Origin of the sequence: Nocardia sp. NPDC059154 (assembly GCF_042755705.1) — a bacterium.
GTDB lineage: Bacteria > Actinomycetota > Actinomycetes > Mycobacteriales > Mycobacteriaceae > Nocardia.
This window is the reverse complement of record NZ_JBHZCS010000013.1, coordinates 76709-103212: the sequence shown is the minus strand read 5'-3', so window position 1 is coordinate 103212 and position 26504 is coordinate 76709. Positions and strand designations below refer to the sequence as shown.

Sequence of the window (26504 nt, the reverse complement as noted above, 5' to 3'; positions counted from 1 at the left end):
CGGCACCTAGGTCAGGAACGTATTGAGTTGGTTGACCACATCGAGCGCGCTCCTCTCCGCGGTGTCGAGGTGGTCACCGTCGTATTCCTGCCAGGTCAGCAGCGTCCGACCGGCCCTCAAGTCGGCCGCCAGACGGTGGGCGAGTTCGTAGGGGATGATCGAGTCGCGACGGCCGTGGTAGAGATGCACGGGGATACGCAGTTCGTCGAATCCGGTCGTGTTCTCTCGAGCCAGGACGTACCGCCAAATAGGGTCATTCCAGGGGTCGGACCGCTCACACCAGTGCCCGAGTGGCTGCTGGTATTGCGCCAAAAGGATCTGTGCACTGAGAGTTTCGGCCCGCTGGGCGGCGCGATGCCCGTCTGCTGTGAAGACATGTCGCAGCGGCAGGTGATGGTAGGCCCGTGAGAGCCCCAACAGGCCGGCCAATCCGAGCGCCGACCATGGACCGCTATCGATGATCTCGACCAGGGCAGCCGGATCTGTGACGACGGCACCAGCCGCGACTCCTCGAAGGTCGAGCTCCGGCGCGTAGTCACCGTGCAGGGTGGCTGCCCAGAGCGCGGCGCGGCCGCCATCGGCATAGCCCCACAACACCACCGGACCTGTGACACCTGCGAACTCCGGCAGGTTCTGTGCAGCGCGGGCAAGATCGAGTGCGACGTGGCCAGCTGCACGACCAGCGAGAAAGGTATGGCTTCCCAGCCCCGTGATGCCGAGGTTCTCACCATCGGGCACGGCCACCGCCCATCCGCGGTCCAGGGCTGCGATGATCGGATCGAGGGTTTCCTCACCCGCGATCAATTGCTGCGAGGGCGCGCAGGCTCCACCCAGCCCGTGAAAACTGGGGCAGTACACCAGCAACGGAGCTGGTCTCCGAGGATTGGCCACACGTGGTGTGATTACCGTTCCGGTAACCGGAATCAGTTCAGTGCGCGAGTCCGCAGAGACATAGACCAGCTGCCAGGTGCGAGTCGAATCGACCAGAGCACTGATCTCGGTCTCATGTGTCCGCAGGACTTCGCCTGGGCGATGGTCCTGGCGCAGCACTGGCGCGGTGTAGAAGTCGGTCATGAGCGACCGCCTGCCAGATCGTGTGCGAGTGCGATGAACCAGCCTGTTCCGGTGAGGATCTGTCCGGTACTCGCGTAGCCGTTGTGCCGCGCGACCGTGTCGACGAACCGCAGGAGTACTGCAGGGTTCACCAGGTCAGCGTTATCAGCAAGCAGCTGTCCCCAGGCGGCCGACAGTTGCCCAGCTAGCTTGGGCAGAACGCCAAGTGGGTTGACGCCCAACGCCGATATGAGTTCATTCCATCGCGCTGCGGCTGCGTCGCGGTCAACCGGATCGGGTGTCGGAATCCGTGGGTCGGCGGCGTCGATGAGGCGCTGCGCTAGGGAGGCGTGGGGAAGGTAGTCTGCGTTGTCGGCTTCGATCTGGAAGTCGTCGAGGACGACCGTTGTCCAGGCGTTGCCGAGTGCAGCCGACAGCAACCCCTGAATGGACCCAAGCGCGGCCAGTGGGTCCCGCAGATCGGCTTGCGCCGCGATCTCCGCGCCGACTCGAAGTAGTGCTGCCCTGTCCGGAGCCGAACACGCAAGGTCACCATCGACGCAGATGTCGGCCACTCGGCCGGTCAGCGCACCGTAGGTAGCTCCTTCGTCCGCGAGTCCTGCGCCGTCAGCGGTCGGGTTGGCGATCTGTACGCTGGACACAGCGGTGCCTGGCGTGCCGGGCGCGGGGTCGGGCACGCTCTGTCCCGGACGTCCGGGGAAGACCGGCGATTGAGCGGTTCGTGTCGGGTTGGAGTAAAGCGCGATACCTGCGATCCGATCCGCCGGAACTGGCCCGTTCCCGGCGCCGACGTCTTGGGCGAATTCGGCGACAGCTTGTGCTCCCTGTGAGTACCCGACCGCAGCGAGCAGCGTTGCGGGACAGTCCGATCCGATCTGCGCCGCGGCGGCCCGGAGCAAGTCGGCGGCTTCGCCGACGGACCTCGCGTAGGGTTCGGCTCCGCCGCCGGGGACCGCACCCCCGAACCCTGCGTCGTAGCCGATGTAGCTACGCTGCACCAGATTTGGGACCGCGTTGATCACCTGTCCCACCAGGGCTCCGACGACACCGGTGTCCGCAGTCGGGTCGGCGTTCGGCGAGGACTGGCCGGTGCCCTGGACGCCGAGAACATAGAGTGCAGGACATGTCGGCCCGAGCGGCACCGCCATAGCGGCTTCGGGCTTGGCAACGCCCAGAATCGTTGTGGCGCTGGCGATCATCAATATCGCTACCTGTGCCGCATGTGCCGTGCGAGGTCGCGTTTTCATTGTTGACCGACCCCCACACCCGCTCCGAATCCGGCGCCGACTGTGCCGCCAGCGACCGCGCCGACGATTGCCAACGGGATACCTGCGATCGCCGCACCTACCGCGGCCCCTGCGGCCGCGCCAAGTGCAGTGCCGAAAACGCCCGAGGTCACTGTGCCGACAATCGGCACCGGTACGACGGTTCCGACCGCAGCACCCGCGATTCCCCCTACGGTGCCACCGACCAATGCGCCTACCACTGCGCCAACGGCCGCTACCGGACCGCCGACGATCGTCGCCCCTGCGGCCCCACCCACTCCAGCACCGGCGAGCGTTGCACCGCTGACCCTGTCCGATCGCCCAGCCGGCACGCCGATGGAGTCCAGCGCGGTTGCGACCTGCGCTTCGGCACCGGCCGCCGTGTTGTTGACCCAGTCCCTGACATCGGTGGGAAGCCAGTCCGGAGATGGTGCTTGCCATTGCCCGATGCGGATTGTGTTGTCTGCCGGGGCAATCGGTGCCACCGGAGCTACCGGCTCTGGTAAGTGCAGATCTTCGAGGGTCACCGGCGGCGCTGGGTCCGACGAGGGAGCGGGCCTGGGAGTGGGGCCGTTGCGGACTTCGGGAGGTTGCTCGGGGTATTGCTGTGAGGCATCAGGCGGCGCTGTCTGCGGCTCAGGTTGCGGAGGTGGTGGAGCCTCTGGCGCAGTCGTTCCTGGCTGCACAGGACTGGTCACACCTGGCTGGTCCGCGATTTGTTCTGGACCCGCGCCCACTGCAATCCCAGGGGCTGACAGCAATATCGCGAGGGGAATTGCGCCCGCAACAGCACCACGCCCGCAACGACGCAGGCTGGCGCCGACGCGCTTGGCGCGATGATAGGGCTCGGCGGCCCCCGCATCGAAAAGGATTCTGTTTCTTCTTGATCGCATGCCGAATAACCCCATTCATGGCAAATACGAAGGAAAGCCCGTCCGCACTCTGCAGCACAAGCCGTACCAGCCAGGGGCTCCTAGCTGGCCGTTCACGTCGAGGAGCCCCTGGCTGGGCGAGGACGAACTACAGGAATCGGCCCGCGAGACCAAGGAGCTGTGTCACGATATCCAAGAAGTTCGAACCTATCGCCGAACCAGTGTTGAGGTAGGACAAGATTATCGACGGATCCACAGGATTCCCTTTCGAGTCGGTTTCACTTGCACCTCAATCAAAGCCTCGAAAGATCTTGTCGCGCTACCCTTCCGGCTGACAACGTTTTTATCTGATAAGACTTTTACAACCCCAATCACCCACACCATGCTGCGGAAATTTGGTGCAGTGGTACACAAATTACAAGTACTGACTCGATCCCCGGCGCTGCCCGCGGTGGCATGAATGCGCAGGTCTGCAATAATCGCAAAAAACCCGCAATCAGCGGACGAAATCCCCATTGCTCGGCAGACAAGCCGCTGGTACAACGGTGCCAACTCAAGGGGGAGTGAGTATCACCGCAAGTCAGCGAAGCTATCGAGTACGACTACTTCCGGAGGGGGGAGAGGACATGGGTCCAACTCCTGCACGACGGCGTGATCAGCGTCGGAAGCCGATACATACCAGTGACAACGATATTGAGATGCCGCGGCTAGGGTCGTGGCTTCAGCAGGTCCGCGACAATCGCGGCCTGAGCCAACGACAGCTGGCGCTGCGCACCAACATCAGCGAGCCCTACATTCCTAAGATCGAGGCCGGCCGCATACCCAGCCGAGAGGTGCTCGACCAACTCATCTGCACGCTGAGCCTCAACCCGATGCAAGCCCGATACACCAGGGATCTCTGGGCGCCCGCGGCGAGCCTGCCCTCCATTGACGAATTACGCGAGCGCAGCACCACATCCAGCCGCATCGAGCATCTCGAACGACTCGACGACAGCGGGGTTATCGCCGTCTATACCGACCCACTCTGGAACATTCTGGCCGCGAACGCATCCTTCCACCGGGCTCTGCCGGGCCTTGCTGAGCCAGAGAACAACTTGGCGCTCTGGCACTTTCACAGCACTCGCGGCCGTCGACCCGCTATGGACGTGACCCTGCAGTGGGAGCACGAGGCGGCGTTCCTTGTGTCCATATTGCGGGGTGCATTTGGCCGTTACCGCGAAAGCCCCCGCGCACGAGACCTGTTCGAACGTTTACGGCATGACAAGACCTTCGCTCGACTTTGGTCAGACATCGTAAACGTTGCCTACGCTCGCCGGACCGGCGATCGAGCGCAACTCCGCGATCCTGCAACGGGCGAGCCATATTCGATTTCAATTGACATCCACGAGGTCGCCGATGCTCCGGAGATTCGCGTCTGCTACGCGATTAGGCATCCTCCCAAAGTCCGCGCCGTTCAATAGCCCCCTCGACTGCATCGGACTGTTGGAGGCATGCGTCACAGTCGAGCGACCAGTTCACCAGACGCCACTTTCCACGAGTGGAATCGCTGCGCCTGCATCTTTCACCCAAGGTCTCGGCGACTGACCGGCAGTGCCCCCTCCGATAACCATGTGACGCAAAAGAAACGCCAATCACTCGATACAGAGGGCCGACCCGGAAATAGCGCTGCCTACGTCCGATACGGACGTAGGCAGCGCCAGCCGCACCACCGAGCCAGCAGGTCCTAAGATTTCAGTTCTGCAGCGAACGATTCCCATGCTGCCGAGTAAGCCATCGCGAGGTCCCTGATGACCGTTCGGGCGTACGGTGGAATCGCTTCGGATAGCCGGCCGAACTCACCAGGCGCTGCCTCGTGCAGGCGCAACCAGCGGACCAATTCGCGGCCCCTCTGGGTCATCCGCAGTGACGGGTCCTTCGCCAAACGGTCAAGGGTCTGCGCCACATCAAGCGAACCGTTGGGCACACCAGTTCGGATTGCCGGCCCACATTCAGTGTCATGGCCCCGTCGAGATGGAACTGGGTCTTCCCCGCGCTTGAGCCGATCACGAACGTCGCGAACAGTTGCTGGCGATATCCCCGCAGTCTCGGCCACGTCACGCAATGACGCACCTGGATTGTTTGCCAGTGCGTCGGCTGCTCGCCGTCGACCTGCGGCAGGGTTCACCGGCCGCCGCCTTCCGTCTCGCCCGACTCTGTGCGACTGCTGCTCGGCCGCACTTGCCCGACGCAAGCCCCGAATTGTTCTGGCAGACAGCCCAGCCGTAGCAGCGATCGTGCGATCCGACCACGCAGGGTGCGAGTCCAAAATCCTGGTCGCGGCAGCGCGCCGATCTGCCGACGACAGTGGAAGACCATGCTCGACATTCGCGCGGACGGCGAGCACAAATGCGTCAACTTCACTGCCTTCGAAGAAGGCTGCCTCGACCTCATCGCATCCGCGATAGATCAGCGCCCGAACCCGGTGCCTGCCGTCAATTACACGTCTCGTCTCACGATGCACCAGGATTGGCTGGAGCTCTTCACTGCTCTGCGCCAGCTTCCACGCATGAGCGTCGCTCTCCCCGTTCAAGCGAGGCGAGCCGGCGAGGTCGAGGCTATCGATCCGAACAGACTCGGTTCTACCACTGCGCGGGAGAGAGTCGAGAAGGTCGTTCACCATGATGCTTGAGGCCCCATGTCCACGCCATAGTTGTCACTAACCTCGAAACCAACTGGGGCACAGTGTGATTTCAGAGGAATAAACGACAGAGATCGACACCCTGCACTCGCCCCCTTCCCGCAGGGTGCGGTATCGAACAGTGGAAGGTACCGTTCCGTCTCGTTCGACGCCACCATGGCCGCCTGCATTCCAATGACATGCCCTATACCAACAGTTGGCGACAACCGTTGTCCCACCGATGGTTTGGTTCCCCTCCCACACCGGGCGTCCGGTCCAGCTTGCACGCCGTCAATCTAGAAGACCGACCTGTGCACGTCAATGCATTCGTGCACATTCATGTGCATGGAGCGTGGCGTCTGACTTGCACACACTGCGGACCAACCCACACACGGCACAAGAGTCAGGGAACGCCCTCGGAGAATTCAGATGCATCGGGATACGTTCTGCTCGATCTCGCACTACGATGCACACCATGGATGTTCGGTCCCGCCCGCCAACGATCGGGGAGTCCGGCGGATCGGAATCGCCTGGCCAACGGTTCGGACGGTGGATCAAGGCATTCCGCGGGAGGGACCTTCCCGACAGATTGATCACCCACCATCAGATACATGAGCTGGGCGGGCCGACCCGAAACGTCCAGTCTCGCATCGAGGGCGGTCACGCCGACTCCCTCAGCGCGACGACTGAGGCGAAGTACAATCGGGCACTCGAAGCCCTGGGCCTCCCTCCGAAGACTGCGACAGCCGTACTGCATCAATCCACCACGCCTGAAACACAATTCGAAACGGATAGCACCGCGTCTTCGGGTGCCGACGATGTCGAGCGCGGCGTGCGTGCACTTCAAAAGCTCCATCGCGAGCACCCTGACGTCGCGGACCTCGTGACAGAGCTCGGCCGGCACGGCATCGAATTGAAGCACGCTCGCAGTCACTCGGATGGATACCAATTGACGTTCGGCAACGCCGGGGTCTCTCAGTTGCTACACGCTCTGCAGGGTGCAACCGACTCGCCCCGGGCGTTGTCCACCGAACACCGCACCGACTCATCGGATGTTCACTAGGCACCCTTCGACGAGGCGCTTTCACCCTCTTGGACAATCGATTTCGCGAGCGCCCATCGCCCCAGCAAGTCGTCGACGTCGAGAGCATCGACCGCTCGCCTCGCCGGGGGATCACTTGTAACCTGGTGAGGTTCCGCGGCCAACTGACGAGCGGCCACGACCAGTTCGGCCACCTGGCGCATTTGCTCCTGCTCGCCGACTCCGACCGTGCTCTCGACCAATTCGTCGATTTTCTCCGGTAACGGACAGGCGTAGCTTGCAAGGATCTCCGCTGCATCGCGGATCTCGATTCGTCTCCGCTCAACTGTCTCGGTTGGCCACGCACCCCACCGATCCGACCACCGCAGCCTCAAGACCACCATAGGTACTGCCGCCGTCACATCGGTCCACAACGGAACCAGCCGGTGTAGCTGGCGCAACCTGGAGAAAACCCGTGCACATGAGGGAACGAGGACCAGCACCAGCACTGCTGCAGACAATAGCTGTGGCTCACCTGACGCCAGTCCGTCGGAGGTGAGGCGGTAAAGCTGATCGCTGGGAGAGCCACCTGTTTCTGCCTTCTCCACTGCGGCACACAACAAATACGTGAACGCCGGTGCCACGCTCAGAACTGCGACGACAAAGAGAATCCACACCACTCGCAGCTCCCGCTTGGTCGTCACGCGCCGCCGCAGGCGCGCCAGGGTGCGAATCAGATAGCCGGACACCAAGATTGACGGCACAGACAGCAGGACTACGTAGACTCCGTACCGCCAGCCCCCATACTCGGAAATCGAAACGCCCTGAGACCGCGCAGGTGTGCTAAGTACAAGGAATGCGCCTCCGATCACAACCGCGGCTCCCCGCGCGATGCCGAACGACAGCCGATACCTCACGGGGCCGTAGTCACGGACGAGCAATAGTCCCAGTCCATAGGTCCAGCACAGGACCATAGTCCAATGCCACACATCGGAAACGGTCGAAAGCCCGCCAGGAGTCCACCGTGCGACGCGATGAGCTATCACCGGTTCACGCAGAACAACGCCGACCAGAACGTTCAGCGCCGATACATTCACCATGTGCTCGATACGCGAGCTACCCCGTACGAGAATGAGCCTCGCTCCCGCAACCGCGACCACGAACACCATCGCAGGCACGGTCACGACAGCGGGCAACGTCTGCGGCCACATCAAAACGCCTTCAGAAACCTGTCACGACGCGGCCCGTCGGCTCGGACTAGAGTTCTGACCATAGTGGCGAACAACTCGGCTTCGTACTCCTCAGGCCGGTCATAGCTCGATGCTCGGCGGAACGCGCGGATTCTTGTCGCGCGAAGGTCCGCGCTCAGCCCTGGGAGCAAAGTGGTCAACTCCTCAGTCTGGGCATCCTGCCCGTGGTCGAGCAACACATGGCCTAGTTCATGGAACACATCGTGAGGATCGTGAGAATCGCGCAGCACGAAGACGTCAAAGTCATTGGATGCCAGCCACATTCCACACAAGCCAACAGGCGATTCAGCAGGCAACGGCAAGCGGATGATGCGCCGCCCGCGAAGTCGTTCCACCGTCGCGAGCAGTTCGTCGGCCGTCCAATCTTCGGGTAAGGCGTCGTCGAGCAGGTCGACGAGCTCACGCAGACGAACCCTGGCCGACTTGCGCCGTTGAGCCATCGTTCGCACACCTTTGGCTGGCTTCATCTGAGCCTCGCTGCACCTTAGCCGACCATCACCTGCTCAGCGGTGCCGAAGATTGTTGCCCTGCGCTCGGGTCGGGAGTCGATCGAGCAAGTGTCATCCCGGTCAAGCGTTGAATCCGAGAACTTAGCTCCGGCGCAATGCTTCCGAGCCACACACCGATTCGCAACTCGACAGGCGCGACGGTCAGCACTGCAACGTCGCATTCAATCGCGTCCACGACGGCATCAGTCACCCGGCGAAGGGACGTCGTTCTGAACCCGGGCGGCAACCGCACTCCGCTGTCGGCGAACATCCCCGCTCCATGCACGAACCCCGGCTCGACAAGCGACACTCCGATTCCGCTGGTGCGCAGATCATCACGCAAGCCCAGCGCGAATCCACGCAGACCGAACTTGGTCGCGTTGTAGACAGCCGTATCGCCAGAGCTGACTCGTCCACCGATCGACCCGACGAACACGATGTGACCGCGCTTGCCTTGCCCCTGCATCACTTTGGCCGCCGCGCGCGCCATAGTCATCGGCGCTCGCAAGTTCACAGCGATGGCCTCGTCCAATGCTTCGTCATCGAATTGTCCAACCCGCCCCCCAGCCGGGACACCAGCGCCAGCGATAAGTACGTCGATCGGACCAACCTCGTACATCAACCGTGTCACCTCGTCAGGCCGGCTCAGGTCCGCCGCATAGGCTGTGGCCCCGAGCTCGGCACTCAGATGATCTAGAACATCTGTGCGTCGACCTGTTAGGCACAGCTCAGCCCCCTGCGTCGCGAGGGTTCGGGCAATCGCCTGTCCAAGGCCACCGGTGGCCCCCGTCAACAGGACCTTCGCTCCGGCCAAGCGCAATCCTCTGCTCATGTAGCGGTGTCTCCTCAAAGTAGGGGTCGGGCCAGCTCACCATCGCCGGACTAGAGTGGCCCGGCCGGGAACCTTCATCTGATGCCCAGATCGGACCTCGCATTCGCCAAGGCTAGCGCGGTCTACATGCCTTCGCGCGATGAGTCACTGGGGTCAATTACATTGCATAACAACACATTCGAGCCTTTCAGTCCGAATGTCCGGAGCGCAAGACACATCCGCGCGTTCACAACCACGATCCGCGCTCGGGTCACGTTTGCCACGAGGTGCCCGCGACCAAGTTCTCATCAACCGTGACGGGTTGCCAACCAGGCGCTCCGGGGACTGGGTGGATCTTCCGCAACTCACGATATGCACAAGGTTTCCCGTTCACTCATCAGACGAGCCGGGGAACCGAGGCCAATCATTCGATGACACTAAGCTCCAGGTCGCCACCGAGAAGCAGCATGTGGCGCACCCAGTTTGACGGGATCCGCACCCGGCTGCGCACCCGAATACTTGGCATCTCACCCGATTTGACCGCAGCGTATACGGTCGACCGCCCGATTCCGAGGAGCCGGGCCGTATCCTCCACCGAGACAGTCGGTTCGGTGATCAAACGTCTCATTGCATCGTCCGCATTCGTCGTCACACCATCCATGCTTCGCCCCGCTCCGGCATTTTTCCACTCTCGTTAGAGTTGGAAATATGGCCGGAAAGAGATTCACCCCCAGGAATCCGCTTGAAGCGATAAGCCCACCCGACAAGCGGGGCGAGGTCGTCTTCGTGAACTATCTGCCGCCCGCAGTCACAAGCGAGCAACGAGCGAATCCCACGGACGCCCAGACCGACTCAGCATTGCGTCGACTGCCGGGACATCGCGCCGTCGTGCGACTTGCTGGATCTCCATTCCTCTGCGAGGTCCGAGTAGTCGAACTCCCCGGCGAACCGCCCCAGATCATGGATCTGCGCATCTACGCGCCGCCAGCATTCGGCGACGTCGCAATCACCAACGCTGATCTGAAGTCCATTCCCCTGGCACGCATCGCCGCCGCTGCGGGATCCGGACTACTGACCTCTATGCACGACATCGATTCCCTCCCCGCCCGCCTCTCCACTCCCGAAGAACACACCACCGCAGCAATATCCGGACAACGACCACTGCGCGGCAGAGGCCGTCCGCGCAAGCTCACCGATGAATTCCTCGCCCGCATCGCCGGTTACGCACGTGAGGCTCACCGACGAGGACAGCCGATCCCGCAATACGTCGCCGCCTGCGTCGAGCCAGAACCGAAAAAGCAGCCGCGCCCGGACACCGTGCGTTGGTGGCTCGCGAGGGCCCGCGAAAGGCGATTGCTCACTCCTGGAGAACTGACAGGAAAACCCGAACATCCCCCAGCGCAAGGAGACACATCACCGTGGCAGACAGACCACGCCGTGCTCGCCGAGCCGAGCCGATCAACAAGCACATCGCCAAGAACGGCGCGATAACGTACTGGTTCCAGACCGACGTGGGGACTAAGCCGGATGGCTCCCGCGATCGGCAGCGGTTTACCTACCGTACTCAAACCGAAGCGCGGCGTGAGTATCGACGCATCACCTCGGAAGTCGCAGCTGGAACCTACACTCAGCCCGTCGATATCACCGTGGACGAGGCGTGCGATCAATGGCTGGATAGTCGCCGCGGCATCCGTCGAAATACGCTCGAGCGCTGCCGCGACGATCTCAAGCCGGTTCGACGCCGACTGGGTGGAAAGAGGCTGGCCCAGCTCACCAAGGCCGACGTGGATGCACTGGTGGCGTGGATGCTCAGCGAGGGTCGATGCTCCCCGAAGCACTTCCGACCCGACAGCCTCATGTCCCAGATCGCCGACCTGATCGGACAACACCCCGAGGGCATCACGGCCGCGCAGATCAAGGCCGCGTTCCCGGACAAGGACGTGCACACCTGTTTGTCCGGCCTCGTACGCGACGGGCGAGCCGCCCGGCCCCGGCGAGCGTTCTACATCCTGGCGCAGCCACAGGACTCCGCGCCACCGGTGTCCGGAGTCAAACCGGTCACCGTCCGGACCACACTCACCACGTTCGGTACGGTGGTCCAGTCCTACGTCGACCAGGGCACGTTGCCGCGCAACGTGATCGCGCTCGTGGAACGACCCGCGGACGACATCGTCGAGGACGACCACACGCAGGCGGCCAAGTCCTGGACCCTGACGGAGGTCGAAGCCTTCCTCGCCTCGGCCCGCGCCGAACGGCTCTACGCCTGCTGGTTGCTCTCGGCCTACGGGACGCGCCGCTCGGAGGTGATGGGCTTGCGGTGGACGTGGGTCAGCGACACCCTGCTGAAGGTTCGGCGTGGGCGGGTGGCGATCAGCACCGGGTCGGAGGAGGGCCTTCCGAAGTCCCGGAGGAGCCGTCGCGACCTCCCACCGCCCTCTGATCTGACGGAGGCGTTGCGCGCGTTGAAGACTCGGCAGAAGGCCGAGTGTCTGGCACTGGGGATACAGTGGTCGGATGACCGTCTGGTCGCGGTCCACGACGATGGGACACCCATCCGGCCCGAGTGGTATTCCGACGAGTTCCAGCGATTGCGGGAGCGGGCGGGACTGCGCCGAATCCCGTTGAAGGGGTTACGGAATACCTCCGTGTCGCTCATGCTCGCGTCCGGGATTCCGGTGCACATTGTGGCGGCCTGGCACGGTCACGACCCGGCGGTATCGCTGTCGATCTACAGTGATGTGCAGCCCGAAGATCTGGAAGCGGCCGGTGCCGCGCTCTTCCGCAGCAGGAAGAAAAACAGGTCCCGCGCTTTGGCAAGCTCTCGGCACGCCGACGTGCGCGAACGCGATCGTCGGCGAAGGCGAAATAGCCTTTGATCTGCGTAAATATGAGTGGAGCTAAGGGGACTCGAACCCCTGACCCCCACACTGCCAGTGTGGTGCGCTACCAGCTGCGCCATAGCCCCGGATGGTTGCCGCGCGGTTTCCCGGGCGACTGGGAGAAGGTACACCAGGGGACCCCCTCGAGTGCAAATCGGCTGGAAATATGGGTGGGCGAGGGGCGGGTGGGCGCGCGTACAGTGGGCGGTGATTCGTTGTCGTCCGGGGTGGTTCGCGGGGAAGGCGGCCGCTCCGCGGGGAAGGTCGGACGCCGGTGAGGCTGATCAATGGCCGGTACGAGCTGCGGGAGCTGGTCGGCAAGGGCGGGATGGCCGAGGTCTGGGATGCCTGGGATCGGCAGTTGCGCAGGCAGGTTGCGGTCAAGGTGCTCGACGCGGGCAGTGTCGCGGTGCGGGCGCAGGAAGAGCAGGTGGCCTGGCAGCGGTTCGAGCGGGAGGCGCGGATCGCGGCGCAGATGAACTGCACCAATGTGGTGATGCTGCACGACTCGGGGGTTTTCGCCGAGAACGGGTGCCGCTCACCGTTTCTGGTGATGGAGTTCATTCACGGCGAAAATCTGCGGCAGTTCATGCGGACCCAGGAGAACTGGTCGCTGCCGACGCTGGCCCGAATACTCACCGACGCGCTCAGCGGGCTGGTGTACGCGCACTCCAAGCAGGTGGTGCACCGCGATATCAAGCCCGAGAACATCATGATCTGCCGCGACGGCACGGCGAAGCTGGCCGATTTCGGCATCGCCATCGAGATGCGGGAGAACATGCTGCGGCTCACCCGCACCAACCAGGTGGTGGGCACGCAGAACTATTCCGCGCCCGAGTATCTCGAACACGGCAGGTTCACCCATCTCAGTGACGTGTACTCGTTCGCGGTGGTGTGCTATGAGGTGCTGGAGGCGGTGTTCGCGCCGGCGCCGCTGCCCGGCCGACTGAAATCGGTGCTGGATCAGGCGCTTTCGCCGGATCCGTCGCTGCGTTTCCAATCCGCGGCCGAGTTCCAGCACTACTTCCGCGATGCGGTCCACTCCGAGACCCGCAGCCTGACCCGAACCGTCAAGGGCGCCAGGCCGGAACCGGTCACCGTGCCGGTGCGCGCGCAGACCAGCGTCCTGACCCCGGGCCCGCCGGTGCGGCCGCCGGACGAACGACACGGCGTCGACCTGCCCGAGACCGGGCTGTGGGGCATCTTCGTCCGCCCGGCCCTGGAATACCGCCAGCGCGTGCTGGCGGGACTGACCCGCGACGATCCCCGCTACATCGGCGGCGTGCTGCTCGGCGCGGCCGGTGCCGGAATCGTGCTGGGCTGGCTGGTTTTCGTGCTGCTCGCCTGGGTGATCGTGTCGATCGCCCACCACCTGTGAGGAACTGCGATGAACAACCGACGGGCCGGCCTGGCCTGGCAGCAGTACGTGTACGCCGGATCCCGCTCCTGGCACTGGCTGCGGGTGGCGTCCGCGGTCGGTGGGGCCTTCTTCCTGGCCACGCTGCTGTGGCTGACCTACACCGTGCTCTGAGGGGTGCCCGTGCGAATCGTCTGCCTGAACTGCCTGGCGGAGTTCAAGTTCGATACCGCCCGCCGCTCCTGGATCTGGGTGCTGCGCCAGCCCAACGGCGGGTTCGCGACCCGCGTCGGGGACTATTCGCGGCGCCTGGATCGGCGCTGCCCGAACGGCTGTGAGATCGACGAGGAGATCCTCGACCATCCGACCATCGTGATCGGCTTCGTCGGCGAATCCGCCTCGTCCAAGACGCATCTCATCGTGTCGATGATCTATTCGGTCATGAACGACCCGATGCTGGCCCGCGAATGGTCCATCGTGCCGTCGCGCCGTTCGACGAAAATGCTGGCCGCGCTGGAGAACACGCTGATGAACCGGCAGGCCATCGGCTACACCCAGAAGCGGGGCTACGTCGGCGCGCAGCAGCGGCAGGAGAACGGCATCGGGCCGCTCGGCGCACCGCAGCCGCCGGGTCTGCCGCAACCCCCACGCCCGCCGCAACCGCCGATGGCGCAGCAGCAGACCCGGACCCACGCCTGGAGCGGCTGGCAGGTCCGCACCCCGATCCTGATCAAATTCACCTCGCTGTCCACCCGGCGCACGGTGAATCTCGCCTTCGTGGATGTCGCGGGCGAGGATGTGGCCGACGCCGAGATCGCCGCCAAGGTGAGCCCGCACCTGGCCATCGCCGACTTCCTCTGGTTCGTGGTGCCGTCCACGTTGAACAAGCAGTACCTGGCCATCATGCGCGAGCACGCGGGACCGGCCAACGAGGAGAGCCTGAACAACAATGTCGAGCACTCCCAGACCGTCGGCCGGACCAAGATGATGATCGACCAGATCGCCAAGCTGTGGCGCACGGCCAACAGCTATCCGCTGGATCTGCCCATCGAGCCGCCGCGCCTGCACGCCTCGACCATCATCGCGAAATCGGATCTGCTGTCCCTGATCAACCTGCCCGAGGTCGGCCTGGTCGCGCCGCCGCCGGACTGGGCGGATACGCCGTACAGCCTCAATGGTGCGGGCAACCTGTATCAGCCCGGCCAGATCGACTATCGCTCCGACGCCACCAGAAGCCTGGTGCGCAAACTGTTTCCGGCCGTCGACGCCACGCTGTCCATCCATTTCCCGCACAACCGCTACTTCCCGGTCTCGGCGGTCGGGTGCGGCAAGCGGGCCGACAACACCTATCCGGTGTTCAAGCCGTTCGCGGCCGTGGACCCGGTCATCCACATGCTCGACCGCATCGACCGGCTACGGGCGGACCGATGACGGGCTTCGCGCAGCTGCTGTGCGGCTGGGCCATGGTGACGCTGGAGTCCTCCGGGACCGGGGTCGGCGTGGTCGCCAGATCCGGAAACTGGCCCGCCGCACTGGGATCCACCACGCGGGAGCTGGGGTCGCTGGTCAGTTGGGATGGTTCGCCCGCGTCGCCGGAGGCGTTCGCGCTGGAGTTCACCGTGGTGCGGGGACTCGCGGTGGCGGTGCTGAAGACGCCCGCCAATGACCGGCCGGGCACCTGTGTGGCACACCTCGTCGCGGGTGGTCGCGGAACACTCGACGGCGCAACGACTTTGAGCCTCTACGACGCGGGACGATTCCGTACCTCGCTCGACGACGCCGAATTTCCCACCGACCACTGGCCGCCGCTGCCGAATTCCGTGGAGGACAGTCCCGCCGTCACCGCCGCGGCCGACGCCTACCTCGACCTGGACTGGCTGCCCGCGCTGCTCGGCTACACCCTGGCGCATCTGGCCGGGCGCGGCCCCGCCATCGAACTGCACGTCGAGAGCGGCACGGACGCCGTGGCCATGCTGCGAGCACTCTACGGCCTGCTGCCCCGGAACAGCCTGCGGGACTTGACCTTCTGCACCTCCAGCACGCCGTCCGCGGCCCCCGCCGCGATCACCGCGGTGACCCGCGACAGCGACGCCCCGCCCGGCGGCGCGTGCCGCATCGTCACGCCGGGCGATCCCGGCGACGAATCGGACCCGTTCGTCCTGCTCGGGCAGCAGATCATCGGGCACCGGCGCGCCGGTGTCACGCTGCCCGAATCCCTGTCCACCGCAGACGAAATCGGCCACTGGTGCTATCGACGGCACCTGCGCGCCCTGGGTCCCGCCGAGCTGGACGACGACCACCTGGCCGAGGTGATCACGGACCCGGAGCTGAACCCCGACTGGCTCCGCGACGACGCGGTGGCCGGGCGTGCCGTCCGTCTCGCCATCGGAAGACCCAGCGTCGCACAGGCATTGGCGCGACTCGACCACCGTCCCAGCGTCCGCCGCACCTTCGAGCAGGTTCTCACCGACCACGTCCTCACCGACGGCCGCGACCGTACCCGCACCGTCGAGGTGGCCCGGCAGCTCGGCATCGATCTCAGCCCGGCGCTGGCCACCTCCGCCTGGCACCGCCTGGAATCCGGGACCGCGCCGCTGACCTCGTCCGATGCCGAATCGGTCTGGCCGCGCCTCCAGCGGGACTGGGCCACCGGCGAAGTCGAGCATCGCCGCATCGTCGCCGCCCATCTGCTGCGTCACCGCGCCCTGCGCGAGCAGGCGATCGGCTCCCGCGACCGGGCCCTGGTGTACGAGGCCCTCAGCGCCGAGGTCGACGATCCGGGCACCCACACCGGCGGCAGCCGAATCCTGCGCCAGGCCATGTACACCAACCTGGGCATCGTCGCCCAGCTGGTGGTGAACGTCTCGTGCAATGGCCGCGATCGCTATGCGCTGGAGCAGATCCTGGCCTGCGCGCCCGCCGACCTGCTGCCCACGCTGCTGGCCGAGGCCACCCGCTACCCCGCGATCGACGCCACGGCCCTGCTGAAGGCCCTCACCCTCACCCGCTCCGAACCGGCCGAACTGGTGGCCGCCCTCCGCCCCGCGTGGCGCACGCTGCGCAAGATCCTGGATCTTCCGGAACCGATCGAGGCCCTGGTCGTCCTCGCCGTCCCGGCGCCCACCGACGATCAGCAGCGAGACGGACTCCGCCTGCCGCGCAGAGCATTCGGATGGAGCAGGCAGCGCGGCACCTGGTCCCGCGCCGAACTCTCGGCCCTGCTGCGCACCCCGGCCGAGGAACCACTGGAGGCCGAATCCCCCACCGAAACCCTGTCCGCCGCTCTGACCGCGGACCTCGAATTCGTCGTCTCCGCCCTGGTCTCCCGCTCCCGCACCCCCGATGCCGTCCCCGCCCTGCGCCGCATCCTCGCCCTCACCCCCACTGATCAGCTCCCCACCCTGGTCACCGCCTGCGCCCGCCAATGGGACATGCCCCCATCCACCCTCCTGTCCGCAGTGGCAGCCCTCGACCTCCCCCCGGTCGATCTGACCGAAACCCTCACCGGCGGCTGGCCCTGGCTCCGCACCCGCCTGGACCTCCCCCAGGCCATGACCGCCCTGCTGGTCCTGGACCCCGCGGACAGTCTGCCGCCCGCGGCGACGCTCCTACCGCAGGAACAGGATTCACGCCGTGCCTGGCAATTCTGGCGTTGACACGGCCTGAATCAGCGGCAGCTCCGCGTCGCCGACCAGCACCCGGTACCGTCGCAGCACGTCCTGGAGATCCGCGTCCTCCGGCACCGACTCGCGCGCCGACCGCACGATCATCGCCGCCTGCTCCAGCAGGATGCTGCGCCGCTCGGGATCGGTGGTGTGGTCCGCGATCTGGGCCAGCGCTTCGAGCTGCCGGATCATGACCGCGGGCATGCCGCGCGCGGACTGTCGAATCTTCTCGAAGGCCCGCTGCACCAGTCGCTCGTAACTCGCCTGCGCCGCGATGACGCGGACATAACCGTTCTTGCCGCGGTAGACCGGGCTCGGCTCCCACGCCACCGCGATCCGCGACAGGCAGTCACCGAGCCAGTCGATACAGGTCAGGGCGGTGAAGGTGTCGTTCACCGCGGTGGACAGCGCGCGCACGGCGATTTCGACCAGCTGGTCTATGCCGAAGGAAATGTCCTGGGCCAGCGACCGGGTGGGCCCGGCCATGTGCCCGCGCGAGAAGTTCTCCGCTATCCGCCCGGCCGCCGACGCGGGCCAGACGGCGGCCACCACCTGCCCCTCGGTGAGGAAGTGCCCGGGCCGGTAGGGCAGGTGAATCACCGCGTCCGCGTCGGTCGCGAGCCGCACCAGCTGCTCGTAGCGGATGTAGCGCAGGTATCCGCTGCCGGTCACCCGGACCTCGCCGCCCTCGCCCGCCATCCGTTCCAGCAGTTCGGCCGCCGTCGGCCCGCAATGCGGGGTGGCGGGCGCGTCGTTGCGCTGCGCCTCGATTCCGGCCGCCACCTCACCCGCGATCTCGGCGATGACATTGGGCAGCTGGATCGCCATGGCGATGTGATTGATGAAGTAGATCAGTACGGCGAGATCGAGCACCAGCGACGCGATCGAGACGGTCGTGCTGATGTGCGGCACGAAATCCGATCCAATGGACACCAGTGCGGCGATGGCGTAGACGAAGGTCGCCACGAAGGTACCGAGGGTGACCTGGGTGCCCCGATCGCGAATGAAGGTGCGTAGCATGCGCGGACCGAACTGGGTGGAGGCCAGCGTCAGCGCCACGATGGTGATGGAGAAGACCACACCCACCACGGTCATGATGGCGGCGGCGATGGCCGTCAGCACCTGCCGCGCCGTGTCGGGCGGGCCGCCGATGACCCAGGACGGAAACGTGAACCCGCCGCGATATGCCGCCCGGTCCAGCAGGTAGGTGATCACGAACAGCCCGACGGCGGCGAGCACTTCCACGGTCGGCACGAACCACAGATTGGTCCGCAATGCCTCGCGGCGGCGGTCGAATTCGAGAGGAATGCCGGCCACGGTCGAGCCTCCTGCGCTGTTCCGGCGTCATGTCCTGACGCCGACCAGACTTCCCGGCTCACCCATCCGAGATCCCCGGACGTCTGATCACCGTACCCCCTGCTCAGCGCCACGCCGCGCGCAGGGTCAGCGAACGGCATCCATTCGTTCCAGGTCGAGCGGCCGATCGCCCCGGAGGAATCGGCTCACCTCCGGGGCGAGTTGATCGGAAATCACGACCAGACCCAGATGGCCGTCGTGGTACACGTGCAACCGCGCGTCGGGTATCAGCCGGGCCATGATCTTCGCGTTCACGAGCGGAATGATCGGATCGTCGTCGCCCGCCAGGATCAGCGTCGGCTGGCGGATCAAACCGAGGAACGGGAGGCTGGTCCACCCGGTGCCGGCCAGCAGCTGCAGCAGGTAGCCGCGAGCGGAGGACGCCGACGAGTGTCCGGCCAGCAGGGTGGTCACCCGATCCGGATCGGTGCGCAGCCGGCCGCCATAGAGTTCCGCGGCGATCCTGGTGGCGTACTCGGCGTCGCGGTATCGGCGCGGAGTGATCATCTTGCGCAGCACCTTCGGGTGCGCGGGGACCATCATCCAGCCGGTGGCGGTGCTGACCAGGACCACGCGCCGGCAGCGCCGGGGGTTTTGCAGGGCGATCTGCTGGGCCAGGCCGCCGCCCCAGGAGATGCCGAGCACATCGAAGGTGTCGTAGCCGAGTTGGGTGAGCAGTGTGGTGACCCTCCGGGCCAGCGTGGCCAGGAGATAGGGCCGCCGGGGCAATGGCGAGCGACCGATACCCGGTGGGTCGAACCGGATCACCGGAATCGCCGGATCGAGCTGGTCGACGAATGGCTGCAGCAGCTCGAGGCTCGCACCGATCCCATTGCACAGCACCAGCGGGACGCCGACGCCGGGACGGACCACAACGCGCAGGCGGTCGCCGGATACCGTGTACTCCCGGGCATTTTCACTCGCCATTGGGTGTCCTCGTGGGTATCGGAGCACGATCCGAGCACCAGAGTACGCATCGCCCCATCCGGGATGAATGTGCTCGACCACATCGTTAGCGGCATTTCATGTTTCCCGGGCACATAGGTTTGCCCGCGCGGCTCTCCGACGATTGACAGGTGCGAGTCATCGTCGACCTTCGCCCATCTCATCGAACGTGAAACCGTCTCTCCCAGAAGGACTGTCATGACCGATCTGGATGTCTCCGCACCCCCGGACCTGATCCTCACCGAGGCCACGACCGGGATCGCCCGCCGGTTCCTGCCGGGGCGCTCGGGACTGAGCCTGCTGCTGGCGATGGCGCAGCGGCCCCGGCGCGTCGCGAGCCGGGCGGCAACCCTGGGCGCGGAGCTGACCCGCATCGCGGCCGGTTCCTCCACGGTCGCCCCGTCCAGCCGGGACAAGCGGTTCGCCGATCCCGCCTGGACGGGAAATCCGTTGTTGCGCCGCGTGGTACAGGCCTATCTCGCCGCCGGGATCGCCGCCGAGGGCCTGGTGCAGGACCTGCCCCTCGAGTGGCAGGATGCCGAGCGGATCAAATTCCTCACCACGAATCTCGTCGAGGCGCTCGCACCGAGCAACAATCCGCTGCTCAGCCCGGTGGCTTGGAAGGCGATCATCGACACCGGCGGCGATAATCTCCGCACCGGTGCGCAGCAGCTGATCAGTGACTTCAGCCATGCCCCGTTCATCCCGTCCATGGTCGATCAGTCCGCGTTCCGCGTCGGGTCCGACCTCGGCATCACCCCGGGCGCGGTGGTGCTGCGGACCCCGATGTTCGAGCTGATCCAGTACCGGCCGCAGACCGAAACCGTGCGCGCGGTACCGCTGTTGATCATCCCGCCGACCATCAACAAGTTCTACGTGCTCGATCTGGCGCCGGGGCGCAGTCTCATCGAGTACCTGGTGGGGCAGGGCCAGCAGGTGTTCGTGGTGTCCTGGCGCAATCCCGATGCGCGGCACAGCAAGTGGGGCTTCGACGCCTATATCGAGGCCGTCGTCGGGGCGTTCGACACGGTCGACGAGATCACCGGTCACAGCACGGCACACGTGCTCGCCGCCTGCTCGGGCGGGCTGCTCGCGGCGATGGCGGCGGCCTATCGGGCCGAGACGGCGGGCTTCGACCAGCTGGCCAGCCTCAACCTGCTGGTCACCATGTTCGACCAGGCGCGTGAGGACGCGTTCGGCGCGATGGTGGACGAGCAGGCCGCCGCCGCCGCGATCGCCCGGTCGCGGCGACAGGGTTATCTGGACGGCAAGCAGCTGGCCGCGGTGTTCGCCTGGCTGCGCCCGCGTGACCTGGTCTGGAACTACTGGGTCAACAACTATCTGCAGGGCCGCAAGCCACCGGCCTTCGACATCTTGTTCTGGAATGCGGACACCACCCGGATGCCGGCGAAACTGCATCGCGACTTCCTCGACACCGCGCTGGGCAACAAGCTCGCCCGGCCCGGCGGCGTCACCGTGCTCGGCACCGAGATCGACCTGAAGCGGATCACCGCCGATTCCTACGTGGTCGCGGGTTCGGCCGATCACCTCTGCCCGTGGACCAACTGCTACCGCAGCAGCCAGATGCTGGGCGGCAAGGTGCGTTTCGTGCTGTCGACCAATGGCCACATCGCGGCCCTGGTCAACCCGTCGGACAATCACAAGTCCAGCTATCGCGTTTCCGACGACAACAGCCTCGACCCCGAGGCGTGGCAGCGCACCGCCACCACCGAACAGGGTTCGTGGTGGCCGGATTTCGCGCAATGGCTGGGCGACCGCTCCGGTGAGCTGGTGCCCGCACCGGCGCATCTCGGTAACGCCCGACACCAGCCGATCGAGGCCGCCCCGGGCAGTTACGTGCTGGACAGATAGGAGGCGGACCGCTGCCAGGCCGCGCGGCGCAGCAGGCGCAGACCATTGAGGCCGACGATCACGGTCGAGCCCTCGTGACCGGCGACGCCCAGCGGCAACGGCAGCGTACCGATCAGGTCCCAGATCACCAGGACCGCAATGAAGGTCGCGGCGATCGCCAGATTGGCCACCACGACGCGGCGAGCGCGCCGGGACAGGGCGATGACGGCGGGGATGGCGGTGAGATCGTCGCGCACGACCACGGCGTCGGCGGTCTGCAGGGTCAGGTCGGAACCCGCTCCGCCCATGGCGATTCCGGTGTCGGCGGCGGCGAGGGCGGGTGCGTCATTGATGCCGTCGCCGACCACCGCGACCCGGTCACCGGCCGACTGCAGGGCTCGGACGGCATCGACCTTCTGGTGCGGGAGCAATTCGGCGCGGGCGTCGGTGAGCCCGATCCGAGCCGCGAGCCGATGCGCGGCGCGACTGTTGTCTCCCGTCAGCAGAATCGGGGCGGCCCCCGTCACTCGGGCCGTGAGATCGATCGCGGTGGCGGCCTCGGGGCGGAGCTGATCGGTGATCGCCAGCACTCCGATCGGGCGCGCATCACAGCAGACGACGACCGCGGTGAATCCCTTCTCCTGCAATCCGTCCACGGCCGTGCGGGCGGCCCGGTCCGCGTCCGGCGCACCCTGCGCGGAGCTCGACAGCAAGGCCGCCGGAGAACCGACCGCGATCCGACGCTGCCCGATCCGGGCGCTGACGCCGCGCCCGGGATCGGCGGCGAATCCTTCGACGGCCGGCAGTTGCTGCCCCGCCGCGCGGGCCGCGCGCACGATGGCCGCCGCGAGCGGGTGCTCACTGTCGAGTTCGGCGGCCGCCGCCAGCCGCAGCACCTCCGGCTCGCTGAATTCCGGATCGACACTGCGGATTTCGTCGACGTGCGGGGCGCCGCGGGTCAGTGTCCCGGTCTTGTCGAAGGCGACCCGCGTGGTCACGCCCAGCCGTTCCATGACCACGGCCGACTTGACCAGCACGCCGTGCCGCCCGGCATTGGCGATGGCGGCCAGCAGGGGCGGCATGGTGGCCAGCACCACCGCGCACGGGGAGGCCACGATCATGAAGGTCATGGCGCGCAACAGGGCTCGCTGCAGCGGGTCGCCGAGGGCGAGGGGAATCGCGAACACCGCCAGGGTCACCGTGACCATGGCGAGGGAGTACCGCTGCTCCACCTTCTCGATGAACAGCTGGGTGTGTGCCTTGGTGTGCCCGGCCTGTTCGACGAGGACGGCGATGCGTGCCACCACCGAGTCCTCGGCACGGCGATCCACCCGGATCCGCAGTGCCCCGGTGCCGTTCAGGGTGCCGGCGAACACCTCGTCGCCGCCGGCCTTGTCCACGGGCAGCGGTTCGCCGGTGATGGTGGCCTGATCCACTTCGCTGCCGCCGTCGATCACGGTGGCGTCGGCGGCGATTCGCTCGCCGGGGCGGACCAGGACCACGTCGCCGATGTTCAGGTCGGCGGCGCGCACGGTCTCCTCACCGGTGACGGTGAGCCGGGTCGCGGTCTCGGGCGCGAGGTCGAGCAGGCCGCGCACCGAATCCTCGGTGCGCGCGGTGGCCAGCGCCTCCAGCGCCCCGGAGGTCGCGAAGATGACGATCAGCAGGGCCCCGTCGGTGATCTGCCCGAGGGCCGCGGCGCCGAGGGCCGCCACCACCATGAGCAGGTCCACGTCGAGGGTCTTCTCGCGCAGCGCCTGGAGTCCGGCCCAGCCCGGCTCCCAGCCGCCCGCGGCGTAGCAGGCCAGGTACAGCCCCCACCACAGCCAGCTCGGCGCGCCGGCCAGCTGAGCGACCAGCCCGAGCAGGAACAGTGCGAGGGCCACTGCGGCCCATCGCATCTCGGCCAGCTCGAACAGGCGGGTCCGGCGGACCGCCACTTCCGGCTGCGCGGATGCCTGCACCGGCGTCGCCACGACCACGACTCACCTCCATTGCTACCCCTGACCGCCGCGACGATACCAGAACACATGAAGACGTCTTCATGTGTATAGAGTTCCTCGAGGTACCCTCCTGTGTTATGGGACATGGCGTCGAGGGCCGCGATCGGCCGACGGCACGGCTGGACGCCGAGGCCGCCACCCATGTCGCGACCACCCTGCAGGCGCTGGCCACCCCCAGCCGGCTACTGATCCTCAGCGAACTCCGCCAGGGCCCGCTCGCGGTCACCGAACTGGCGTCGTCGATCGGCATGGAGCAGTCGGCGGTCTCGCATCAGCTGCGCCTGCTGCGCAATCTCGGGCTGGTCGTGGGCACCCGGACCGGCCGCAGCATCGTCTACAGCCTCTACGACAACCACGTCGCGCAACTGCTGGACGAGGCCATCTACCACAGCGAACACCTGCGCCTGGGGCTCGCGGACCGCCCCACCACCGCCTGACCCGGACGCGGTCGGCGGGGCCGGCCCGACGAGAAGCGTTGCGAGGCAGATCAGTTGGGTGCGAGAGCGCCAGGGTGGTAGCTGACCGCGGGGTTCCAGAGGAAGAAGCCGTTGTAGCCCGCCGCGTAGGTGGCGTCGATCTGCGCCTTCACCTCCGCGTCGCCGTAGGCCACGCCGAGGCTGAAATCCTGGAGCCACGGGATGATCTGGGCATTGGTGCCCGCTGTGCGAGCGCGGAAGTCCTGCAGGGACCGGAAGATGATGTCGTAGGGCTGGGCATTCGGATTGGCGACCTCGTATTCGCCGGAGTGCCAGTGGCTCGGGTAGAGCATCGGGGCCAGGAAGTCGGCGTAGCGGGCCATGGACGGGATGTCCTGGGCGATCTCGTCGGGGCGGGTGGCGGCGATGCCGAAGACGGCCGCGCTCAGCGAGGCTCCGGCGTCGTGCACGGGTTCGCGGCAGTCGCGCAGGAAGTTGGCGATGGAGTCCGACGGCGATTCGGCCAGGCCCGGGAACTGCATGCCGGCGAGGTTGCCGTCGGGGCGGCGGATGTAGTCGTACATGACGCCGTCGAAGCCGAGCCGGGCGGCCTCGACCGCGAGATCCCGGTTGTAGGACCGGATTTCGGGGCTGGCGAAGTTGGTGAAGGCGATCGCGCCGTAGCCGCTGGAGTAAGGCTGGCCGGACGGATTCTGGATCACCCAGTCGGGGTGGCCGTTGTGCCAGGCCCAGCCGGCCAGGGTGGGGTCGCGGAAGGCGACGATGCGGCCGACCACCTTGATGCCCATGTCGTGCAGTTGCTTCAGCGCGGCGGGCGCGTCGTAAATCGTAGTGGCGGCGCCGGATTCGCGCGCCAGCGGCACCTGCGAGTCGTAGCCGACCATCCCGTCCTCGTCCTTGATATCGAGTTCGACGGTGTCGATGCGGCCCTCGCGCGCCATGTCGAGCACGGCATCGCGCATGGGGTCGTAGGCCCAGGCGTAGGCGGTGACATGGACGGCCCGGATGCGCGGCAGTGCCACCTCCACTTTCAGCGGGGTGGTGACGCGGTCGCCCGCGGCGCCGGTGGCCACGACGGTGGTGTCGAGCGGTGCGTGCGGCAGCTGGATCTCGAAGGATCCGTCCTTGGCGGGCTGGACGGACCGGTCGCCCACCGACACCTGCTTCGCGCCGATCGCCGTGCCGCGCACCGTCACCGGATCACGGTAGGAGGTCGCGGCGGCCGTCGGGGCCAGCTCCAGGCGGGCCGGGCGGGTGTCGGCGCCGGCGGCCGAGGGGCGGCTGCGGCCGAAGACGAACACCAGCGCGGCGAGCACCAGAACCACGACCGCGCCTATCGCGAGCAGGGTGGACCGCCGGCGGCGGATCGACCGGAGTCGCATGAGCAACGTACACACCAACTTCCACTGACAGCTGTTGGCATCACTATCGCGCCTGCACGAAGGCATCGGCCGTTTTTCGCCGAGATCACCTCAAAACCGTTGTCGCCGCGTAGCGTTGCGGCGATGAAGGCGTCGACGACGCTGCGGATGGTCGCGGCGGCGCTGCTGTGCGCGACCGCCACCGCCTGCGGAGCAACCACCGCCACCGTGCCGCGCCCCGCGACCGTCACCGCACCCCCACCGACCTCGAGGCCGCCGGATCCGGCCACGGTGGCCGCCAATGAGCTGGGTCGGATCCCGATCCTCATGTACCACCGCATCGAGGCCGAGCCGGGCAGCGAATACGACCAGACGCCAACGAAATTCACCGCCGAGCTGGACCGCCTCTACACCGACGGCTACCGCCCGATCACCATCGCCCAGTATCTGGCGGGCGTCATCGACCTACCCGCGGGCACCCATCCGGTGGTCCTCACCTTCGACGACTCCACCCGAGCCCAGCTCACCCTCAGCGATTCCGGCGACCCCACCCCCGACTGCGCGGTCGGCCTGCTCGAGCAATTCCATTCCCGCCACCCGGATTTCGCCGCCACCGCCACCTTCTACGTCAACAACGAGCCGTTCGGCGACGACCCCCGCGCCCTGGCCTGGCTGGTCCGCCACGGCTACGACATCGGCGCCCACACCGCCACCCATCCCAACCTGGCGCACCTGTCCCCCACCGACGTGCAGCGCGAACTGGTCCAGAACGTCCGCGCCATCGCGACCGCCGCGCCCGGCACCGTCGTCCACTCCATGGCCCTCCCCCTGGGCGTCTACCCCGCCGACCATGCCCTCGCCACCGCCGGCACCTGGGACGGCACCCCGTACACCTTCGACGCCGTCCTCCTCGTCGGCGCCGACCCCGCCCCCTCCCCGTTCGCCGCCGCCCTCGACCCGACCGGCCTCCCCCGAATCCGCTCCGGCCGCACCGCAGTTCCCTTCGACTCCACCTACTGGCTCGACTGGTTCGCGGCGAACCCCACCGCCCGCTACACCTCCGACGGCGACCCCGCCCACCAGTCCTTCCCCCGCCCCCTCGCGGACCAGCTCTCCCCCCGCTTCTCCGCCACCGCCCACCCCTACTGATCCGGATGAGGCTCCCGGAACCTGATTCGGTTCGATGATCACCTGATTCGGTTCGATGACGCGG

The 26504-nt window shown here is 66.4% G+C and carries 21 protein-coding genes and 1 tRNA gene; 9 read left to right on the top strand and 13 right to left on the bottom strand.

The window, feature by feature from the left end:
* Window positions 1–6 precede the first annotated feature (6 nt).
* From ACFXN1_RS14280 to ACFXN1_RS14270, 3 genes are read right to left on the bottom strand one after another with little or no spacing between them, the layout of a single operon-like run.
* Entirely contained in the window at window positions 7–1074 is a 1068-nt protein-coding gene (locus ACFXN1_RS14280) for a lipase family protein (protein WP_379463588.1), read from the bottom strand.
* Complete coding sequence (locus ACFXN1_RS14275) at window positions 1071–2273, bottom strand: cutinase family protein (RefSeq protein ID WP_379463587.1); 1203 nt, start codon at window positions 2271–2273, stop codon at window positions 1071–1073. The genes ACFXN1_RS14280 and ACFXN1_RS14275 overlap by 4 nt, the downstream gene beginning before the upstream one ends.
* Before the next feature lie 44 nt (window positions 2274–2317).
* The gene (locus ACFXN1_RS14270; RefSeq protein ID WP_379439922.1) at window positions 2318–2866 is read right to left on the bottom strand and encodes a hypothetical protein; all 549 of its coding nucleotides are present in this window, start codon (window positions 2864–2866) and stop codon (window positions 2318–2320) included.
* A gap of 1043 nt (window positions 2867–3909) precedes the next feature.
* On the opposite strand from ACFXN1_RS14270, the gene ACFXN1_RS14265 reads away from it, so the two are divergent.
* The gene (locus tag ACFXN1_RS14265) at window positions 3910–4671 is read left to right on the top strand and encodes a helix-turn-helix domain-containing protein (protein WP_379439921.1); all 762 of its coding nucleotides are present in this window, start codon (window positions 3910–3912) and stop codon (window positions 4669–4671) included.
* 263 nt (window positions 4672–4934) lie between these two features.
* Here the strand turns inward: ACFXN1_RS14265 and ACFXN1_RS14260 are convergent, their stop codons facing one another.
* From ACFXN1_RS14260 to ACFXN1_RS14240, 5 genes are all read right to left on the bottom strand, one after another.
* Complete coding sequence (locus ACFXN1_RS14260; RefSeq protein WP_379439963.1) at window positions 4935–5687, bottom strand: hypothetical protein; 753 nt, start codon at window positions 5685–5687, stop codon at window positions 4935–4937.
* Window positions 5688–6926: 1239 nt separating this feature from the next.
* Window positions 6927–7637, bottom strand: a complete 711-nt coding sequence (locus ACFXN1_RS14255; RefSeq protein ID WP_379439919.1) for a DUF6545 domain-containing protein — start codon at window positions 7635–7637, stop codon at window positions 6927–6929.
* Window positions 7638–8098: 461 nt separating this feature from the next.
* Window positions 8099–8578, bottom strand: a complete 480-nt coding sequence (locus tag ACFXN1_RS14250) for a hypothetical protein (protein WP_379439918.1) — start codon at window positions 8576–8578, stop codon at window positions 8099–8101.
* 55 nt (window positions 8579–8633) lie between these two features.
* The gene (locus tag ACFXN1_RS14245) at window positions 8634–9458 is read right to left on the bottom strand and encodes an SDR family NAD(P)-dependent oxidoreductase (RefSeq protein ID WP_379439916.1); all 825 of its coding nucleotides are present in this window, start codon (window positions 9456–9458) and stop codon (window positions 8634–8636) included.
* Between the two features lie 403 nt (window positions 9459–9861).
* Entirely contained in the window at window positions 9862–10089 is a 228-nt protein-coding gene (locus ACFXN1_RS14240; RefSeq protein ID WP_379439914.1) for an excisionase family DNA-binding protein, read from the bottom strand.
* 673 nt (window positions 10090–10762) lie between these two features.
* Here ACFXN1_RS14240 and ACFXN1_RS14235 point away from each other — a divergent pair.
* Window positions 10763–12313 carry a tyrosine-type recombinase/integrase gene (locus ACFXN1_RS14235; RefSeq protein WP_379439913.1) on the top strand — a complete coding sequence of 517 codons (1551 nt, stop codon included), beginning with the start codon at window positions 10763–10765 and terminating at the stop codon, window positions 12311–12313.
* A gap of 16 nt (window positions 12314–12329) precedes the next feature.
* Here ACFXN1_RS14235 and ACFXN1_RS14230 read toward each other — a convergent pair.
* Window positions 12330–12402, bottom strand: a tRNA-Ala gene (locus ACFXN1_RS14230).
* Window positions 12403–12590: 188 nt separating this feature from the next.
* On the opposite strand from ACFXN1_RS14230, the gene ACFXN1_RS14225 reads away from it, so the two are divergent.
* From ACFXN1_RS14225 to ACFXN1_RS14210, 4 genes are read left to right on the top strand one after another with little or no spacing between them, the layout of a single operon-like run.
* A complete protein-coding gene (locus ACFXN1_RS14225) occupies window positions 12591–13694 on the top strand; it encodes a serine/threonine-protein kinase (protein WP_379439911.1) in 1104 nt (367 codons plus the stop codon).
* A gap of 9 nt (window positions 13695–13703) precedes the next feature.
* Window positions 13704–13847 (top strand): hypothetical protein, encoded by a 144-nt coding sequence (locus ACFXN1_RS14220; protein ID WP_356999350.1) that lies wholly within the window; start codon window positions 13704–13706, stop codon window positions 13845–13847.
* A gap of 9 nt (window positions 13848–13856) precedes the next feature.
* Window positions 13857–15104 carry a hypothetical protein gene (locus ACFXN1_RS14215; protein ID WP_379439909.1) on the top strand — a complete coding sequence of 416 codons (1248 nt, stop codon included), beginning with the start codon at window positions 13857–13859 and terminating at the stop codon, window positions 15102–15104.
* The gene (locus ACFXN1_RS14210; RefSeq protein ID WP_379439908.1) at window positions 15101–17329 is read left to right on the top strand and encodes a hypothetical protein; all 2229 of its coding nucleotides are present in this window, start codon (window positions 15101–15103) and stop codon (window positions 17327–17329) included. Before ACFXN1_RS14215 ends, ACFXN1_RS14210 begins: the two co-directional genes overlap by 4 nt.
* Here ACFXN1_RS14210 and ACFXN1_RS14205 read toward each other — a convergent pair.
* Window positions 17300–18655 (bottom strand): DUF2254 domain-containing protein, encoded by a 1356-nt coding sequence (locus ACFXN1_RS14205; RefSeq protein WP_379439906.1) that lies wholly within the window; start codon window positions 18653–18655, stop codon window positions 17300–17302. The genes ACFXN1_RS14210 and ACFXN1_RS14205 overlap by 30 nt on opposite strands.
* 126 nt (window positions 18656–18781) lie before the next feature.
* A complete protein-coding gene (gene phaZ, locus ACFXN1_RS14200) occupies window positions 18782–19621 on the bottom strand; it encodes a poly(3-hydroxyalkanoate) depolymerase (protein ID WP_379399685.1) in 840 nt (279 codons plus the stop codon).
* A 216-nt stretch (window positions 19622–19837) separates the two neighbouring features.
* Between phaZ and ACFXN1_RS14195 the strand changes: the two genes are divergently transcribed.
* Complete coding sequence (locus tag ACFXN1_RS14195) at window positions 19838–21511, top strand: PHA/PHB synthase family protein (protein ID WP_379439904.1); 1674 nt, start codon at window positions 19838–19840, stop codon at window positions 21509–21511.
* On the opposite strand, the gene ACFXN1_RS14190 is transcribed toward ACFXN1_RS14195, so the two are convergent.
* Window positions 21493–23391: a heavy metal translocating P-type ATPase gene (locus ACFXN1_RS14190; protein ID WP_379439962.1), complete on the bottom strand. Its 1899-nt coding sequence runs from the start codon at window positions 23389–23391 to the stop codon at window positions 21493–21495. The genes ACFXN1_RS14195 and ACFXN1_RS14190 overlap by 19 nt on opposite strands.
* Before the next feature lie 179 nt (window positions 23392–23570).
* On the opposite strand from ACFXN1_RS14190, the gene ACFXN1_RS14185 reads away from it, so the two are divergent.
* Entirely contained in the window at window positions 23571–23930 is a 360-nt protein-coding gene (locus ACFXN1_RS14185; RefSeq protein WP_354835904.1) for a metalloregulator ArsR/SmtB family transcription factor, read from the top strand.
* 50 nt (window positions 23931–23980) lie between these two features.
* On the opposite strand, the gene ACFXN1_RS14180 is transcribed toward ACFXN1_RS14185, so the two are convergent.
* Entirely contained in the window at window positions 23981–25312 is a 1332-nt protein-coding gene (locus ACFXN1_RS14180; protein WP_379439960.1) for a putative glycoside hydrolase, read from the bottom strand.
* Between the two features lie 123 nt (window positions 25313–25435).
* Between ACFXN1_RS14180 and ACFXN1_RS14175 the strand changes: the two genes are divergently transcribed.
* Window positions 25436–26440 (top strand): polysaccharide deacetylase family protein, encoded by a 1005-nt coding sequence (locus ACFXN1_RS14175; protein ID WP_379439903.1) that lies wholly within the window; start codon window positions 25436–25438, stop codon window positions 26438–26440.
* Window positions 26441–26504 lie beyond the last annotated feature (64 nt).